Source organism: Alphaproteobacteria bacterium (assembly GCA_015231795.1).
GTDB lineage: Bacteria > Pseudomonadota > Alphaproteobacteria > Rhodospirillales > WMHbin7 > WMHbin7.
In genome coordinates, this window is record JADGAX010000001.1 from 335,663 (window position 1) to 352,282 (window position 16,620).

At 61.1% G+C, this 16,620-nt stretch carries 13 protein-coding genes; 7 read left to right on the forward strand and 6 right to left on the reverse strand.

Going from position 1 to position 16,620, the window contains the following annotated elements; translation table 11 throughout:
* Window positions 1-78 precede the first annotated feature (78 nt).
* Window positions 79-2,778, forward strand: coding sequence for a bifunctional acetate--CoA ligase family protein/GNAT family N-acetyltransferase (locus HQL44_01580; GenBank protein ID MBF0267258.1), 2,700 nt, complete (start codon window positions 79-81; stop codon window positions 2,776-2,778).
* On the opposite strand, the gene HQL44_01585 is transcribed toward HQL44_01580, so the two are convergent.
* Complete coding sequence (locus HQL44_01585) at window positions 2,779-4,290, reverse strand: Ppx/GppA family phosphatase (GenBank protein MBF0267259.1); 1,512 nt, start codon at window positions 4,288-4,290, stop codon at window positions 2,779-2,781. It abuts the gene before it with no gap.
* Window positions 4,287-6,458 (reverse strand): RNA degradosome polyphosphate kinase, encoded by a 2,172-nt coding sequence (locus tag HQL44_01590; protein MBF0267260.1) that lies wholly within the window; start codon window positions 6,456-6,458, stop codon window positions 4,287-4,289. The genes HQL44_01585 and HQL44_01590 overlap by 4 nt, the downstream gene beginning before the upstream one ends.
* A 112-nt stretch (window positions 6,459-6,570) precedes the next feature.
* On the opposite strand from HQL44_01590, the gene HQL44_01595 reads away from it, so the two are divergent.
* The gene (locus HQL44_01595; protein ID MBF0267261.1) at window positions 6,571-7,125 is read left to right on the forward strand and encodes a histidine phosphatase family protein; all 555 of its coding nucleotides are present in this window, start codon (window positions 6,571-6,573) and stop codon (window positions 7,123-7,125) included.
* On the opposite strand, the gene HQL44_01600 is transcribed toward HQL44_01595, so the two are convergent.
* Together HQL44_01600 and HQL44_01605 are read right to left on the reverse strand one after the other, a co-directional pair.
* Entirely contained in the window at window positions 7,122-7,493 is a 372-nt protein-coding gene (locus HQL44_01600) for a MarR family transcriptional regulator (protein ID MBF0267262.1), read from the reverse strand. The genes HQL44_01595 and HQL44_01600 overlap by 4 nt on opposite strands.
* Window positions 7,494-7,543: 50 nt before the next feature.
* Window positions 7,544-8,932, reverse strand: coding sequence for a leucyl aminopeptidase family protein (locus HQL44_01605; GenBank protein ID MBF0267263.1), 1,389 nt, complete (start codon window positions 8,930-8,932; stop codon window positions 7,544-7,546).
* A gap of 73 nt (window positions 8,933-9,005) precedes the next feature.
* Between HQL44_01605 and HQL44_01610 the strand changes: the two genes are divergently transcribed.
* Entirely contained in the window at window positions 9,006-9,650 is a 645-nt protein-coding gene (locus HQL44_01610; GenBank protein MBF0267264.1) for a glutathione S-transferase family protein, read from the forward strand.
* A gap of 10 nt (window positions 9,651-9,660) precedes the next feature.
* Here the strand turns inward: HQL44_01610 and HQL44_01615 are convergent, their stop codons facing one another.
* Entirely contained in the window at window positions 9,661-10,596 is a 936-nt protein-coding gene (locus HQL44_01615; protein ID MBF0267265.1) for a formylglycine-generating enzyme family protein, read from the reverse strand.
* Window positions 10,597-10,694: 98 nt separating this feature from the next.
* The gene (msrA, locus tag HQL44_01620) at window positions 10,695-11,357 is read right to left on the reverse strand and encodes a peptide-methionine (S)-S-oxide reductase MsrA (GenBank protein MBF0267266.1); all 663 of its coding nucleotides are present in this window, start codon (window positions 11,355-11,357) and stop codon (window positions 10,695-10,697) included.
* 191 nt (window positions 11,358-11,548) lie between these two features.
* On the opposite strand from msrA, the gene hyfB reads away from it, so the two are divergent.
* From hyfB to HQL44_01640, 4 genes are read left to right on the forward strand one after another with little or no spacing between them, the layout of a single operon-like run.
* Window positions 11,549-13,561: a hydrogenase 4 subunit B gene (gene hyfB, locus HQL44_01625; protein ID MBF0267267.1), complete on the forward strand. Its 2,013-nt coding sequence runs from the start codon at window positions 11,549-11,551 to the stop codon at window positions 13,559-13,561.
* Complete coding sequence (locus tag HQL44_01630; protein ID MBF0267268.1) at window positions 13,558-14,511, forward strand: NADH-quinone oxidoreductase subunit H; 954 nt, start codon at window positions 13,558-13,560, stop codon at window positions 14,509-14,511. Before hyfB ends, HQL44_01630 begins: the two co-directional genes overlap by 4 nt.
* Window positions 14,511-15,176 carry a hydrogenase-4 component E gene (locus HQL44_01635; protein ID MBF0267269.1) on the forward strand — a complete coding sequence of 222 codons (666 nt, stop codon included), beginning with the start codon at window positions 14,511-14,513 and terminating at the stop codon, window positions 15,174-15,176. Before HQL44_01630 ends, HQL44_01635 begins: the two co-directional genes overlap by 1 nt.
* Window positions 15,173-16,612, forward strand: a complete 1,440-nt coding sequence (locus tag HQL44_01640; protein MBF0267270.1) for a hydrogenase 4 subunit F — start codon at window positions 15,173-15,175, stop codon at window positions 16,610-16,612. The genes HQL44_01635 and HQL44_01640 overlap by 4 nt, the downstream gene beginning before the upstream one ends.
* Window positions 16,613-16,620: the final 8 nt, after the last annotated feature.

Sequence of the window (16,620 nt, forward strand, 5' to 3'; positions counted from 1 at the left end):
TCAATAAGCGCCGCATCGCCCATGTAAAGCACGACAAAATTTGCCGCGATTATTGGTGATCTCCTGGGAGTCTCCCGCATGAGCGTGCGCAATCTGGAATTTCTGTTCAAGCCCCGTTCGGTCGCCGTTTTCGGCGCCACCAACCGCGAAAAGGCGGTGGGCAATCTGGTCATGCGCAACCTGCTGCAGGGCGGATTCAATGGCCCCATCATGCCGGTCAATCCCAATCACAAGGCGGTCTGCGGCGTTTTGGCCTATCCCGACGTCGCCTCCCTGCCCATGACGCCCGATCTGGCCGTCATCTGCACGCCGCCCGCCACCGTGGTGGAATTGTTCGAGAAACTGGGGGCCAGGGGCACCAAGGCCGCCATCGTCCTCACAGCAGGCCTCGCCGCCAACAAGCTCGACAGTGACCATCGCTCGATCCAGCAAGCCATGCTGGACACCGCCAAGAAATATGAAATGCGTATCCTGGGTCCCAATTGCCTGGGCCTGTTGGTGCCCAGCATCGGCCTGAACGCCAGTTTCGCCCACAAGCCCGCTTTGGAAGGACGGATCGCCTTCGTCTCGCAATCGGGCGCGTTGTGTACGGCGGTCCTGGATTGGGCGCGGCCCAAGGGCATCGGCTTCTCGCACTTCATTTCGCTGGGCGACTGCGCCGACATGGATTTCGGCGACGTGCTGGATTATCTGGGGTCCGACCCCAACACGCGGGCCATTCTGCTGTACATCGAATCGATCCATCAGCGACGCAACTTCATGTCGGCGGCCCGTTCGGCTGCTCGCAACAAGCCGGTGCTGGCCATCAAATCGGGCCGTGTCGCCGAAGGCGCCAAGGCCGCCGCGTCGCATACCGGCGCGCTGGCGGGGGCGGATTCGGTCTATGACGCCGCCATCCGCCGGGCGGGCATGCTGCGCGTGTACACGATCGAGGAATTGTTCGCGGCCGTGGAAACGCTGGCTCGCTCGAAGCCAACCAAGGGCGACCATCTGGCGGTTCTGACCAATGGCGGCGGCATCGGCGTGATGGCGGTCGACGACTTGATCGAAGGCGGCGGCCATCTGGCCGAGTTGAAGCCCGAAACCATCGCCAAGCTGGATGCCGTCCTGCCCGCCACTTGGTCGCGCAGCAATCCGGTCGACATCATCGGCGACGCACCGGGCGAGCGATATGTCAAGGCGCTCGAACTTTTGTTCGCCGCCGGCGAAGTGGACGCCGTTTTGTGCATGCATGCGCCCACGGCGGTTTCTTCGGCCACCGAAGTCGCCCAATCGGTGATCAAGCTGGCCAAGGAAAAGAAAATCACCTCACTGATGACCTGCTGGGTCGGCGGTGAAGCGGTGGCCGAAGCCAGACACCTGTTCAATGAATCGGGCGTGCCCACCTACAACACCCCGGCTCAGGCGGTCGGCGCCTTCCTGCATGTTCAGCGCTATCGCCAGAACCAAGAAATGTTGATGCAGACGCCGCCCTCGGCGCCCACTGAATTCACCCCCGCCACGGCAACCGCCCGCCTCGTCATCGAAAACGCCATCGCCAGCGGCCACAACATGATGAGCGAACCGGAAGCCAAAGCTGTGCTGGCAGCTTACGGCGTTCCCACCGTGGAAACCCATATCGCAAGAACCCCCGCCGACGCCAGCCGCATCGTGCGCGACATGGGCGGCGGGCGTTGCGCGCTTAAGATTCTTTCGCCCGACATCAGCCACAAATCCGACGTCGGTGGCGTGATGCTGGACTTGGACGGCCCCTTCGAAACCGAGAAAGCCGCGCACGCCATGCTGGAACGCGTGCAGAAATTCCATCCCAACGCCCATGTGACGGGCTTTACCGTGCAGCAGATGGCGACTAGGCCGGGTGCGCACGAACTGATCGTCGGCATGACCACCGACCCCATCTTCGGACCCGTCTTGATGTTCGGCGAAGGCGGAACGGCGGTCGAAGTCATCGGCGACAGCACCGTCGGCCTGCCCCCCTTAAACATGTCGCTGGCCCGTGAGATGATTTCGCGCACCCGCGTCTACAAACTTCTGAAGGGTTATCGCGACCGTCCGCCCGCCGATCTGGACGCCATCTGCCTGACGCTGATGCAGGTTGCGCAGTTGGTGATCGACATTCCGGAAATCCTTGAAGTGGACATCAACCCCCTGTTCGCCGACTCCAAGGGTGTGCTGGCGCTTGACGCGCGCATCAAGGTGGCGACCACCACGACAAGAGGCACCGACCGTTTGGCCATCCGCCCCTATCCCAAGGAGTTGGAGGAATGCGTCAAGCTGGGCGAGCACAAGATCACGCTGCGCCCCATTCGCCCCGAGGATGAACCCAACCACCACGTCTTCATTTCGAAGCTGACGCCGGAAGACATTCGCTTCCGCTTCTTCGGTCTGGTCCACGAACTGCCGCACAGCGAAATGGCTAGGTTGACGCAGATCGACTACGACCGTGAAATGGCTTTCGTAGCCACCATGCAAGACGATCATGGGCAACAAGAAACCGTTGGCGTGGTGCGCACCGTCACCGATCCCGACAACGAGCGAACGGAATACGCCATCGTCGTGCGTTCGGACCTGAAGGGCCAGGGATTGGGGCGCGAATTGATGGAAAAGATGATCCGCTATTGCAAGACAAGGGGCACCAAATGGATGGTGGGCCAGGTGCTGGCCGACAACCGCCCCATGCTGAAATTGGCAGAGCTGCTTGGGTTCGAGCGCGTGAGATATGTCGAGGGCGACGTGATCGAGCTGAAACTGGATTTGTCGAAATTCGCGGGCAAATAGTCAGTAGAAGCGGATCGCCGATGATTTAAGGCCAAGGGCGCGGGCCAAACGGTCCAGCGCCTTTTCGGCGGCCTCGCCCGCATAAAGCGGCTCGCCCTCGGGCACGATCATCGACAATTCGCCCAAAGCCGGAGCCAAACGCACGCGCGGCAGCAAGCCGGGCGTGCCGCCGGTCAGCACATGGGCCAAGCGCAGGGTTTGGCCCAGTATCTCCGCCCGTTTCGCGTCATCGTCGGAAATCATCGCGCGGGCCTGTTGCGCATAGGGCGCGTCTTGCGCCCCGGCATGGCGCGAATAAAGGGCCAAGGCCAGAAAGGCGCGTTCTTGATGTTCAAGCCCCATGAAGGGCATGCGGAAGGTGCGCAGAAAGGCCTGCTCGGCCCGGTAATCGGGATGCTCGTTCCAGAAGGCGTCGGACAACAAGGCGCTGGCCATGCGAAGCCGCTGCTGATCCAACGGTTCCTGCGCGAACAGAGGCGACGACCAGACCATGATCTCGTCGGCATGTTCTGCGAAACGGCCCAGACGGCGGGCCAGATCGCGACAGGCGGCGATCAGGGGATCCTCCGTTTTCAGGCTTTCCGGCAGATGCTTGTAGAACTGGCCTTCGCGAAGGCCATAGACCGAGAAGACCAGACGTTCCGGCTTGCACAACAGCATCAAATGGGTCAGCAGCAAAGCGGCTTGCGGCAGGGTCGCAACGCGCTTCTTGGAGATGGCCCCGAATTTTTCCAGCGAACGGCGGCTTTGGCGCGAGATCAGGTCGATCAGTTCCAGAGCTTCGCGCCGCTGGATGGTGAAATTATCGAGCACCTGAAGCGGATAGCCGGTCTGGGCGATGCAGATGCGCGCCAGGGCGCGCCAGGCTCCGCCGACGGCGTAAAGCGGCTTGCCTTGCATCGATGATAGCCAGCCATTGGGATTCAGGTGCTTTTCAATGTAGGCCAGCGCCTTTTCGCGGTCGTCGCCCGAACGTTCGGCGATGCGCAACACGCCCAGCGGCAGCGATGCGAAAGAGCCGAAACCGCCGTGATCCACCTCGACCAGATCCAGGCTGCCGCCCCCCAGATCGGCCACCAAGCCGGTCATGCCGGGCTTGCCGCACATGACGCCCAGGGCCGCCAGCTTGGCTTCCTCCTCGCCGGGCAGAACGGTGATCTTGGCGCCGGTTTCCCGTTCGATCGAGGCCACAAAATCGCGCCCATCCTCGGCGTCGCGCACGGCGGCGGTGGCCAGAACGTCGAGACGCCCCACCCCCATCGCCTTGGCCAGCGAAACGAAACGGCCCAGAGCCGCGCGGGCCATGGGCACGCCCTCGGGATTGAGGCGTCCCCTGGCGTCCAGCCCTTGGCCAAGCGCGCACAGCACCTTCTCATTGAACATCGGCGTCGGCGTGCGGATCAGCCCGTCATAGACGCAAAGCCGGATCGAGTTCGACCCGATATCGATAATCGCCACCGGCAAGCGGCGGCTGGTCGCATTCCTGGCTTTCTGAACGCTGACCGCGCTCATCCACCCTCTCCCAGCATCAGTTTAGGCGCCGGCTTGCCGCGCGAGGTGGCGCTGCCACGGCCCGACAGGCTGGGATTGGTCATGAAATAGGTATGGGCCGAGAACTTTTCGCCCTTGTGATCGAGACGCGTGTAGTTGCCGTTGGAATCGAGCGTCCAGCTTTGCGCCACATCCTTCAAATTCGCCACCATGATCTGGTCGAGAATCTGGCGATGGACGGTGGTGTTCTCGATCGGAACCAGCGTTTCGACGCGCCAATCCATATTGCGTTGCATCCAATCGGCCGAGGAAATGAAGATCTTGGCCTGGCGCGACGGCATCTTGACGCCGTTGCCGAAAGCGATGACGCGCGAATGTTCCAGATAGCGTCCGACGATGCTTTTAACCCGAATGTTCTCGGACAGGCCCGGAACGCCGGGTCGCAGACAGCAAATGCCGCGCACGATCAAATCGATCTGCACACCTGCTTGACTGGCCCGATACAAGGCGTCGATCAGTTTCTTATCGACCAGCGAGTTCATCTTGACCCAGATGGTGGCCGGACGCCCCGCCTTGGCATGTTCGATCTCGTCCTCGATCAGGGCCAAAATCTTGCTGCGAATGCCCAAGGGGGCGATGGCCAATTTTTCCATGCCATCCGGCACCGCATAGCCGGTCATGTAGTTGAACGCCTTGGCGGCGTCGCGCGACAAGGCTTCGTCGCAGGTGAAAAAAGACAGATCGGTATAGATCTTGGCCGTGATCGGATGGTAGTTGCCGGTGCCGAAATGCACATAGCTGCGCAGCCCGCCCTGCTCGCGGCGGACCACTTGCGAAATCTTGGCGTGCGTCTTCAGCTCCATGAACCCGAACACCACCTGCGCGCCCGCAGCCTCAAGATCGCGCGCCCAGCGGATATTGGCCTCTTCGTCGAAGCGCGCCTTCAGTTCGACCATGGCGGTAACCGACTTGCCCGCCTCGGCAGCCTCGACCAGCGCCTTTACGATGGGCGAATCCTTGCTGGTGCGATAAAGCGTCTGCTTGATCGCCACTACCTGCGGATCCATGGCCGCCTGCCTTAGGAACTGCACCACCACGTCGAAACTTTCGAAGGGATGGTGAACCACGATGTCCTTCTTGCTGATGGCGGCGAAACAATCGCCGCCGAAATCGCGCACGCGTTCCGGAAAGCGGGCGTTATAGGGCTTGAACAGCAAGTCTGGCCGCTCGTCGGTGATGATCTGGCGCACGTCGACGATGCCCAGCAAACCGTCAAGGACGAAAATGTCGTCGTCGGCGGCTTCCATTTCATCGAACACGATCTTGCGCAAATCCTCGGGCAGGCCGGAATTGATGGTGAGCCGGATGCAATGGCCCCTGCGTCTGCGCTTCAATGCGGTTTCGAACACGCGCACCAAATCTTCGGCTTCGTCGTCGATGTCGATTTCACTGTCGCGAATGACGCGGAACAATCCCTTGGCCAGAACCTTGAAGCCGGGGAAAAGATGATCGAGGAACAGACTGACCACCTCTTCCAGAAAGATGAAGCGAATTTCCTCGCCGGGCAGACGGATCACGCGTTCGACCTGATGGGGCAACGGCACCAGGGCGCGCAGCGTCTCGCCCTCGCCGCCCTTGGACAGGTGCAAGATCATAGCGAAACCCAGATTGGGCAGGAAGGGAAACGGGTGCGCCGGATCAATGGCCAGCGGCGTCAGCACCGGAAAAATCTGGTTGATGAAATAGGTTTCCAGCCAACGCTTGTCGGATTTGCTGAGGTCGGTTTCGCCGACGACATGCACGCCTTGGCCGTGCAGTTCCACCTTCAAGGTTTTCCAGCAATCAAGCTGACGGGCCAGAAGCTCGCTGGCCATCCGGTTGATGTCCGCCAACTGCTGGGCGGGCGTATGGCCTTCCTGCGACGGCGTGGTCACGCCCGCCTTGACCTGGCCCTTCAAGCCCGCCACGCGCACCATGTAAAATTCGTCCAAGTTCGAAGCCGAGATCGACAGAAAACGCAGCCTTTCCAGCAACGGATGGCTGGGATTTCCGGCCTCTTCCAGAACGCGGGTATTGAAGGCCAGCCAGGAAAGCTCGCGGTTGATAAAGCGGTCCTTCGATTTCAAATCCATCTGATTGTCGCCAGAATTCGCAGGATCGGCTTTATGCTTTTCGGAGTCTTTGGACATGATGCCTCTCTGGGGCAAGAAGAAGAGTCGCGATATTCGACTAAGTGGCCTATATTAGGCGGAAATCCGGGGTAGATGCCACGGGTCTTTTGATTGTAACGGAGGCCATGCCATGCCCGCCCGCGCCAAACAGGCTCCCAAGGCCCGCTATCTTTTCCTGCTGAGACATGCCAAGGCCGTTCCTTATGGACGCGACGACGGCGATTTCGGTCGCGAACTCAGCGAACGGGGCGAATCGGACGCCCTGAAGATGGCGGCCTTGTTTGAAAGCCAAGGATTCAAGCCCGAGCGCTGCCTGTGCTCGCCCGCCCTGCGGACCAAGCAAACGTTCAAGGCTCTGGCAGAGCTGGTTCCCGGCTTGAAGGCCAGCTATCCCAAGGATCTGTACCTGATTTCGCATCAGGAATTGCTGGCGCGCATTCAAAAGATGAAGGACGATCCCGTTTCCGTTCTGGTGGTGGGACATAACCCCGGCATCGAGCGCTTGTCCCTGCTCTTGGCGAAACCAATGGCGGGCGGCGACGATGAGGGACTGGCCCGCATGAAGGACAAGTTCCCCACCGGCGCGCTGTCGGTGCTTCGGTTCCTGGGTGACGATTGGAAGGATTTGGCGGAAGGCACCTGCAGGCTTGAAGCCTTCGTGCGTCCGAAGGATCTGGAAGCCTAATTACCCGATCCGGATTCAAGTTCCTGGCAGGTAAGCGCAGCACTCACCACGATATCGCCGAATTCGCGCAGGAAGACCGACCCTTTGACCGTGCGTTGCACCAGCACGCTGCGCCGGTCTGTTTCGTCCAGCTTGCGCTTGACCAATCCCAGATCGCCCAAACGATCCAGGGCGCGGCTGACCGCAGGCTTCGAAATATTGAGAGATTGGGCAAGGCCGCGCACCGTATGCGGCGGCACGGTCAGATAGACGGTCAACAGCAGAGCCATCTGACGCGCCGATAAATCGGGCGCATCGCGTCGCACGCTCTCAACGATAGCCCCTCGCCAAAGATCGAGGGCTTGAACCGGTTTCAGCTGTATCCCCATGCCGCGACCGTAACGTTACGGTTTCGAATTGTCCAGATGGAATCTGGCGATTATTTTTTGTAGCGCTTTTTCAACATGGCGTAGGCGGCCCGCAAGGCCATGGCCTCGCCGCCAGAAGGGCGACCCGGCCTGTCGCTGGCGTTCCACGCGAACAAATCCAGATGCGCCCAGGAAACGTCCTTGGCGACAAAACGTTGCAAGAAAAGGGCCGCCGTGATGGCTCCGGCAAAGGGCGAATCGGGCGCGCTGTTCACATCGGCGGATTTGCTTTTCAGCATGTCGTCATAGGCCGCCCACAAGGGCAAGCGCCACATCGGATCATGTTCGGCTTGGCCTGTCTGAAACAGCGCTTCCGCCAACCTGTCGTCGTTCGAGAACAAGGCAGGCAGATCAGGTCCCAGGGCCGAGCGCGCCGCCCCGGTCAGGGTCGCGAAATCAAGCAACAGATCGGGCTTGCCCTTGGCCGCTTCGAACAAGGCGTCGGCCAGGATCAAGCGCCCCTCGGCATCGGTATTGCCCACTTCGACCGTTAGTCCCTTTCTTGTCTTCAGCACGTCCATCGGACGCATGGCGGCGGGACCCGGCATATTCTCGACCGCCGGTATCAGCAAACGAAGACGCACCGGCAGTTTGGCCGACATCACCAGATGCGCCAAAGCCAACGCATGCGCCGCCCCGCCCATGTCCTTCTTCATCAGCTTCATGGCCGAAGACGGTTTAAGATCAAGCCCGCCGGAATCGAAACACACGCCCTTGCCGACAAGTGCTACCAGGGGGTGGCTGGGCTTGCCCCAGGCAAGATCGATCAGGCATGGCGGGCGGGCGCTGCCCTTGCCAACCGCGTGAATGGCGGGATAGCCCTTGCTTAATAGCGCCGCCCCCGAGATGACGCGGCAAACGGCGCCGTGCCTGCGGGCCAGCTTGCGGGCCTCGCCCGCCAATTCGGCGGGTCCCAGATGCGAAGCGGGACGGTTGACCAAATCGCGCACCAGAAAGATCGCCTCGGCCTGCGCCGTCACCTCGGCCTTGTCGGCCGCCTGCGGCCAGACCAGACGCGCCAACGGCCTTGCCGTCGGCTTGCTTTTGAAACTGTCGAAACCGTAATTTCCCAGCGCCCAACCCAGCGCCGCCCGGCAGGCCTCGCTAGCCTTCAAGCGCCCATCGATCCGGTAAACGCCGGGGGGCAACAGCTTGGGCAAAGCCGCCCATTCCCATGGCGAGTCAAGGTCGGCCAGACCCGCCAGAACATGCGAAATACCGCCCTTGGGCGACGGCAAGGCCAGAACGGTTCCCGGCTTGGCGCAAAAATCATGCGCGGACGCCCAATTTCGCGTCGGGGCCGGTTGGCGCTTCAGCCAGACCTGCAAACTGTCCTCGCCAAAGGCCAGAATGGGGATGGCGGCGGCGGTTTTCGAGACCAAACCGAAAGTTAACGTCATGATTTCAAACCTTGAGAGTCGCTTTTCCTTCTCCCATCATGTAGGGAATAAGGCGAAATGCAAGGAGCGAAGCATGAGCACCTATACGCTGGTCATCGGAAACTACAACACTTCGTCCTGGTCGCTGCGCCCCTGGCTTGGCATGAAGGTGGCCGCCATTCCCTTCCATGCCGAAACAGTCAATCTGCGCGCCCCCGACGCCAAGGCACAAATCCTTAAACATTCACCCTCGGGCAAGGTGCCGGTGCTGTTGCATCATGGGCTGGCGATCTGGGAATCGCTGGCCATCTTGGAATACATCGCCGAACGCCATCCCGAAGACCAGCTTTGGCCGCATGACGAAAAAACCCGCGCCATCGCGCGCAGCGTCTGTTGCGAAATGCATTCGGGATTCGCAACGCTGCGCAAGAATTGCCCGATGGACATCATGGGACGCCCCGCCAACCATGAAGGGGTCGAGATCGCCAAGGACGACATCGCGCGCATTCAAGCCCTGTGGGAAGAGTGCCGCAGCCGATTTGGCAAGGACGGCCCCTTCCTGTTCGGAAAGTTCTCGATCGCCGACGCCATGTACGCCCCCGTCGTGACCCGCTTCACCACTTACGGCGTCAAGACCAGCCCCGCTGTGCAAGCCTATATGGAGGCCGTCTGGTCCCTGCCCGCCATGCAGGAATGGCAAGACGGCGCAAGGGCGGAAGTTCTGCTCGCCAGCGCGTGATGGCGCCTGTTCAGAGTGTCTTGGCTAAACGGAACCCCATCTCTCTGCCCCGGAAGTCATTGTCAAACGCGTAACGGAAGGCGGAGCGGAGGTCCGACGGATAGGAATCGAAAGAGCCGCCACGGAGACCGCGAGCGCAATAACGCGATTCCGACGCGGCGCGGCCATCAGACGGTACGCCAGCATAATTCTCGGCCATGCAATCTTGCACCCATTCCCACACATTTCCCTGCATGTCATGCAGGCCAAAGGCGTTGGCGCGATAACTGCCCACCGGCGCTGTCCGCAAACCGTAACCATCTTGGCAGTTCGAAGTCACCCAGTCTGAATCTCCCGCTTTCGCCTTATCTTCCGATTTCAACGACAAGTCCGGCCCGTTGGCGTAGGCGCAACCTTCCTGGTCGTCCCCCCACGAGAACTTCGTGCTTGTCCCCGCTCGCGCCGCATATTCCCACTCAGCCTCTGTCAAAAGACGGTACGAACCTGCGCCTTGCAGCTTCGCATTCAAGCGGCGGATGAATTCTTGCGCATCGTCCCAGCTCACTTGATCAACCGGATTGCGCGGGTCTGGAAATTTGCTTGGATTGCTCCCCATGATCGATTGCCACTGCGCTTGCGTCACTTCGAATTTTCCGACCGCAAACAAGTAACCGATCTTCACGCGATGTTTGGGCGATTCTCCAGATACCCATCCACCATTCCCAACTTCTGGGCTTTCCGCCCATTTCTGTTCCGCGGCATCGGACCCCATCTCGAAGCTCCCCGCCGGGATCACCACCATTTCCGGACAGTCCGCGCAGTCTTTGAATGAAAAACCGGGAAGAAGTCCTGCGCTCGAACTCTGTGAAGCTGGCGGCGGGGCTGCGCCATTTTCGGCATCGGCATGAGCGGCTCCGATGCAAAAAACCAATCCCAGCCACAGACCCAGAAAACGCGCGCAATTCATGGCTATCGCCCCCTTCTATATCCTCCCTCCGCTCTATCACGAAGCGGACAGTGTCAACAAGGACGGAAAGCGCAACGCATGGTTCTGTCGGAATGTCTCTAACGCATGACGGACAGCAATTCGGGATAGACCTTGCCCAGGTTGGCGACCTTCGGCAGATCGTGCATGGCGACATAGGCGCTTTCGGGATGCTGGCGCACGTAATTCTGGTGATAGGGTTCCGCCGGATAGAATTTCCGCAAAGGCTCAACCGTGGTGGCGATGGGCCGCTTGAATATCTTGGTCTGGTCCAATTGCGAAATATAGGCCTTGGCGATCCTGTCTTGTTCGTCGTCGGACGGGAAAATCGCCGAACGGTATTGCGTGCCGGTATCTGGCCCCTGGCGGTTCAGTTCGGTCGGATTGTGGGCGACCGAGAAGAAGACCTTCAGCAACTTTCCCAAGGTGATCTGGCTGGGGTCGTAGATCACCAGCACCGACTCGGCATGTCCGGTGCCGCCACCGGACACCAATTCGTATCTGGCCGTTGCCTGCGCGCCGCCCGCATAGCCTGAAATGGCCTGCGTTACGCCCTTCACATGTTGGAAGACGGCCTGAACGCCCCAGAAGCAACCGCCCGCCAGCACGATCGATTTCGGTTCTGCCTTGTCCTGCGCCTGCAAGGGCGCATCCAATTCGGGATCGGGCAGCGAGGCCGCTTGCGCCTCGCCCAGGCCGCAGACCAAAGCCGCCGCCGGCAATAAGCCAAATATCGATTTCATCGCCGATTCTCCCTTTTTTGGCCAAATGAACAGAGGCCGTTCTGGTCATATGGGAGGCTGATCCGCCCAGCCAAGTGGCTCTGCGCAACTTTCTTGCTCGTGCCGCTTGCAGGCGGGGCAAGGCGGGTTCTATGATGTTGGCCGATCCTGCCGTCTTTCGATGACAGAATCCCCAGACTGAGGAGGTCGATATGACAGCGCAAGCCTTGCTTGCGGTGGCTGTCTTTCCGTTTCTGGCGGTGCTGGCCATGCTGGCCCATCGCCAGAAGGCGGCGCCTTCGCTTATCCATGCGGGATGTCTGGGCGTCTCGCTTGTCTTGGGCGCCATCGGCATCCTAAGCGTGATGAAGGGCGGCTTGGATGTCGCCGTTTTGCCGGTCGGCCTGCCCTGGCTGAAAGCTCATTTCCGCATCGACGCCTTTTCGGGCTTCTTCCTGGTCATCGTCAATCTGGGCGCCGTGATGGCATCGCTGTTCGGCGTCAGCTATGTCCGCCACCTGACCCATCCGGCCCGCGTGGCGGTGGCTTATCCCATGTTCCTGGCGGGCATGAATTTGGCGCTTTTGTCGGACGACGCCTTCTCCTTCCTGGTTTCCTGGGAATTCATGTCGGCTTCTTCCTGGCTGTTGGTGCTGGCCGACCACGAGGACGAGGAAAACCGCAAGGCGGCCTTCACCTACCTGATGATGGCCTTGTTCGGCACCTTCTGCCTGTTGGGCGCCTTCGGCATCCTGGCGCAGGCCGGCGGCGGCTATGATTTCGACGCCCTGCGCCAAGCCAAGCTAACTGGCTGGCAATCATCGCTGGTCGTTCTGTTGGGTTTGCTGGGGGCTGGATCGAAGGCGGGGCTGGTTCCGTTGCATGCCTGGCTGCCCCTGGCTCATCCGGCGGCTCCCAGCCATGTTTCGGCCCTGATGAGCGGCGTCATGACCAAGGTGGCTTTGTATATCCTGGCCAGAATTCTGTTCGATTTCGGCCCCACGCCCGCTTGGTGGTGGGGGGCCGTCATCATGGCCGCCGGAGGCGTCACGGCGGTGGTGGGTATTCTATACGCCCTGATCCAGACCGATCTTAAGCGCCTGCTGGCCTATTCCACCGTCGAGAATATCGGCGTCGCCCTGATCGGACTGGGCGTCGCCCTGGCCTTCAAGGGATCGGGCTTGCTGCCCTATGCCGCCCTGGCCCTGGCGGCCAGCCTTTACCACATGCTGAACCATTCGGTGATGAAAGGCCTGCTGTTCCTGGGCGCCGGGGCGGTCCTGCACGCCACCCACGAGCGGAACATCGAAAAGCTGGGCGGGCTGATCCATCGCATGCCGATCACGGCGGCCGCTTTCCTGATGGGGGCGGCGGCGATCTCGGCCCTGCCGCCGCTGAACGGTTTCGTCTCTGAATGGCTGATCCTGCAAACCCTGTTCCTGGGTCCGAAAGTGCCCAACTGGGCGATGAAGTTCGGCTCGCCCGTAGTGGCGGCCATGCTGGCCCTTTCAGCCGCCCTGGCCGCCGCCGCCTTCGTGCGCGCCTTCGGCATGGTCTTTTTGGGCCGGGCGCGCAGCCAAGCCGCCGAGACCGCTTCGGAGCCGCCCATGGGCATGTGGGCCGCCCTGATCGTGCTGGCCTGCCTGTGCGCGCTTCTGGGCATCGTTCCCGTCTCGGCCACCACGATGTTGTCGCATATCGCGCAAAGCCTGATGGGTATCGAGTTGTCCGACACCATCATCGAGGGCTGGCCCTGGCTGGCCCCGATCAACGTCACGCGCGGCTCCTATTCGGGCACGGTCCTGGTGGCGTCGGTCCTGTTCCTGATCATGGTGACAGCCGTCGTCATCAAGGGATTCGGCACGCGCAACATCCGCCGTTCTCCGGCCTGGGACTGCGGACACAAGGAATCGAACGCCGCCTTTCAATATACGGCTTCCAGCTTCGCCCAGCCGCTGCGCCGCGTCTATGGCAGCACCGCCTTCAGGGCCAAGGAGGAAGTGGACATGCCCTCGCCCGCCGAAATCAGGCCCGCTAGGCTTGACGTGCGCATCAAGGACCTGATCTGGGACGGGCTGTACCAGCCGCTGGCCGATGGCGTGACCAATCTGTCCACCCGCCTGAACCGGCTGCAAACCATGACCGTGCGCCGTCACCTTCTGATGATGTTCCTGACTTTGCTGATCATGCTGCTGGTGGCGGCCCTGCGCCGGGTGATGCCATGACGCTGACCAGCATCATCTGGCAAATTCTGCAAACCGTGATTTGTCTGGCCGCGGCCCCTTTGGTGACCGGCTTCGTCCGTTTCGTCAAGGCAAGGCTGAACGGTCGCCAAGGCCCCTCGCCGCTGCAACCTTACCGCGATCTGGCCCGCCTGTTGCGCAAGGAACTGGTGCTGGCCGAGAATGCCAGCTGGCTGTTTCGCATCGCCCCCTATCTGATCTTCGGCTTCACCTGGATGGCGGCCTCGCTGGTCCCCAGCTTCACGACCAATCTGGTCCTGATCCCCACCGCCGACATGATCACGCTGGTCGCCATGCTGGGCGCGGCGCGTTTCATGATCGCGTTGGCGGGGCTGGATGTGGGCACCAGTTTCGGCGGCCTTGGCGCGTCGCGCGAAATGATGATCGCCTCGCTGGCGGAACCGGCCATGCTGATGACGGTGTTCACGCTGGCCTTGCTGACCGGCACCACTTCGCCCGCGCGCATCGTCGATTTCGTGCTGGCGGGCGGCGTCGGCCTTCAAGTGTCTATGGGGTTGGCCTTGGTAGCGATGATCCTGGTGGCGATCGCCGAAAATGGGCGCATCCCCATCGACAATCCGGCCACCCATCTGGAGCTGACCATGGTGCATGAAGCCATGGTGCTGGAATATACCGGACGCCATCTGGCGCTGATCGAAGCGGCCGCCATGGTCCGCCTGATGCTCTACATCTCGCTGATTTCCTGCATCTTCATGCCTTGGGGAATCAGCCAGTCGGGCAAGGGGCTGGAAGGTTTGGTCATCGGCCTGTTCGCCTATGGCTTCAAGGTGATGGCGCTGGCCGCTCTGCTGGGCCTGTTCGAAACCGTGATCGCCAAGATGCGCGTCTTTCGCTATGCCGATTTCCTGGGCGGCGCGCTCTTGCTGTCGCTGCTGGCGACTTTGGTTCTTTACGTATCGGAGGCCGTGTGATGGATCGCGCCATGCAATATGACACCGCCCATCTGATCGGCGCCATGGTGCTGCTGTTCGGCTTCCAACTGCTTTATCAGCGGCGCATCAAATCGGTACTCACCACCTTCGCCTTCCAAGCGGGTGCGCTGTCAATCGCTGCGGCGTGGCAGGCCTATATCCAAAATTCGCCGCACCTGTACGTCACCGCCGCCATCGCGCTTATTTTCAAGGCCTTCTTCGTTCCCTTCGCGCTCAACTGGCTGATCAAGCGTCTGGGCATCCACCGTTCGGTGGAAACGGCGCTGGGGGTCGGCCCCACCATGATCATCGGCGTGGTGCTGGTGGCTTTGTCGATCATGCTGGTGCTGCCGGTGACGCAAGGCGCCACGGCGCTGACGCGGGAAAATCTGGCCATGGCGATGTCGGTCGTGCTGCTGGGCCTGTTGATGATGATCACCCGCCACAACGCCGTGACCCAGGTGGTGGGATTCATGGCGCTGGAAAATGGCTTGATCCTGGCCGCCGTGGGCGTCAAGGGCATGCCGCTGGTGGTGGAGATGTCGGTCGCCTTCTCGGTGCTGGTGGCGATGATCCTGTTCGGCATCTTCTTCTTTCGCATCCGCGAGCGCTTCGACAGCCTGGACCTGCATTATCTGGAAACCGTGCGGGGAGACCGTCTTTGAACGTGCACTACCTCGTCCTTGGCATTCCCCTGATCGCTTCGGGCCTGCTGGCGCTGATCTCCAGCCTGCGCGTCTCGACCTGGGTGAATGTGCTGGCCAGTTTCTCTTGCTTCGCCACCTCGGTCGCTTTGCTGTTTCATCGCCCGGCAACCACGCCCTGGCTGTTCATCGACGACTTCAACGTCTCGCTGGTCGTGCTGACCGCCTTCGTCGGCTTCACCACCAGCGTCTTTTCGGCGGGATACATTTCGCGCGAACGCAAGGAAGGGCATCTGAACCGGCGCAACCTGCGCTTCTACCACGCCATGTATCAGGCCTTCCTGTTCACCATGCTGCTGGCCTTGATGGCCAACAATCTGGGGCTGATGTGGGTGTCGGTGGAAGGGGCCACGCTGACCACCGTGCTGATGGTCAGCCTGTACCGCACCCGGGAAGCCATCGAAGCGGCCTGGAAATATTTCATCTTGTGCAGCGTCGGCATAGCACTCGCCCTGTTCGGCACCATCTTGGTCTATCTGGCCGCCCAGCCGGTGATGGGACCGGGCGAGGAAGCCATGGCCTGGACCTTCGTCATCCAGGCCAGCGCCAAATTCGAACCGTCGCTCTTAAGCCTAGCCTTCGTGTTCCTGCTGGTGGGATACGGCACCAAAGTGGGATTGGCGCCCTTGCATGCATGGCTGCCCGACGCCCATGCCGAAGGCCCCACCCCCATCTCGGCGGTGTTGTCGGGCCTGCTGCTGAACGTGGCCCTGTACGCGCTGCTGCGCTTCAAGATGATCTTGTCGGCCAATGGCAGCGCTCTGGCCCCCGGCCCCCTGATGGTGGCGATGGGCCTGTCTTCGCTGCTGCTGGCCGCCTTCATGCTGTACAAGCGAGACGACATCAAGCGCCTGTTCGCCTTCAGCTCGATCGAGCATATGGGTATCATCACCTTCGCCTTCGGCATGGGCGGCGCGTTGTCGAATTTCGCGGGCCTTCTGCACATGACCATGCACAGCCTGACCAAGTCGGCCATCTTCTTCGCGGTCGGCATCATCACCCAAATCGCCGGCACCAAGAACATCGTGGGCATCCGCGGCCTGGCCTCCAGCCATCCGGTGTTGGGTTGGAGTTTTCTGATTGCCGTGCTGGCCATTGCTGGATTGCCGCCGATGGGCGTCTTCATGAGCGAATTTTTGGTCGTCAGTTCCACCTTCGCCCGCCAGCCCCTGCTGGCCTTGCCGATCATGGCGGGCCTGCTGATCGCCTTCGGCGCCTTGATCTGGAAGACGCAAAATCTGGTCTTCTCGAAACCAAGCATCGACGCCGCGCAAAAATACGCTCCCTGGGCGCTGGCCCCCTTGTTCGCCCATCTGGCGCTGGTCATTCTAGCGGGCGTCTGGCTGCCTGACCCGCTGGTCGAATGGTTCCGCTCCGTCGCCAAGATGCTGGGATAGGAGGGCAA

Bases quoted from the DNA above. Each gene is read 5' to 3' on its own strand.
- HQL44_01580 (MBF0267258.1), top strand. From the start codon at position 79: ATGAGCGTGCGCAATCTGGAATTTCTGTTCAAGCCCCGTTCGGTCGCC.
- HQL44_01585 (MBF0267259.1), bottom strand. From the start codon at position 4,290: ATGAGCGCGGTCAGCGTTCAGAAAGCCAGGAATGCGACCAGCCGCCGC.
- HQL44_01590 (MBF0267260.1), bottom strand. From the start codon at position 6,458: ATGTCCAAAGACTCCGAAAAGCATAAAGCCGATCCTGCGAATTCTGGC.
- HQL44_01595 (MBF0267261.1), top strand. From the start codon at position 6,571: ATGCCCGCCCGCGCCAAACAGGCTCCCAAGGCCCGCTATCTTTTCCTG.
- HQL44_01600 (MBF0267262.1), bottom strand. From the start codon at position 7,493: ATGGGGATACAGCTGAAACCGGTTCAAGCCCTCGATCTTTGGCGAGGG.
- HQL44_01605 (MBF0267263.1), bottom strand. From the start codon at position 8,932: ATGACGTTAACTTTCGGTTTGGTCTCGAAAACCGCCGCCGCCATCCCC.
- HQL44_01610 (MBF0267264.1), top strand. From the start codon at position 9,006: ATGAGCACCTATACGCTGGTCATCGGAAACTACAACACTTCGTCCTGG.
- HQL44_01615 (MBF0267265.1), bottom strand. From the start codon at position 10,596: ATGAATTGCGCGCGTTTTCTGGGTCTGTGGCTGGGATTGGTTTTTTGC.
- msrA (MBF0267266.1), bottom strand. From the start codon at position 11,357: ATGAAATCGATATTTGGCTTATTGCCGGCGGCGGCTTTGGTCTGCGGC.
- hyfB (MBF0267267.1), top strand. From the start codon at position 11,549: ATGACAGCGCAAGCCTTGCTTGCGGTGGCTGTCTTTCCGTTTCTGGCG.
- HQL44_01630 (MBF0267268.1), top strand. From the start codon at position 13,558: ATGACGCTGACCAGCATCATCTGGCAAATTCTGCAAACCGTGATTTGT.
- HQL44_01635 (MBF0267269.1), top strand. From the start codon at position 14,511: ATGGATCGCGCCATGCAATATGACACCGCCCATCTGATCGGCGCCATG.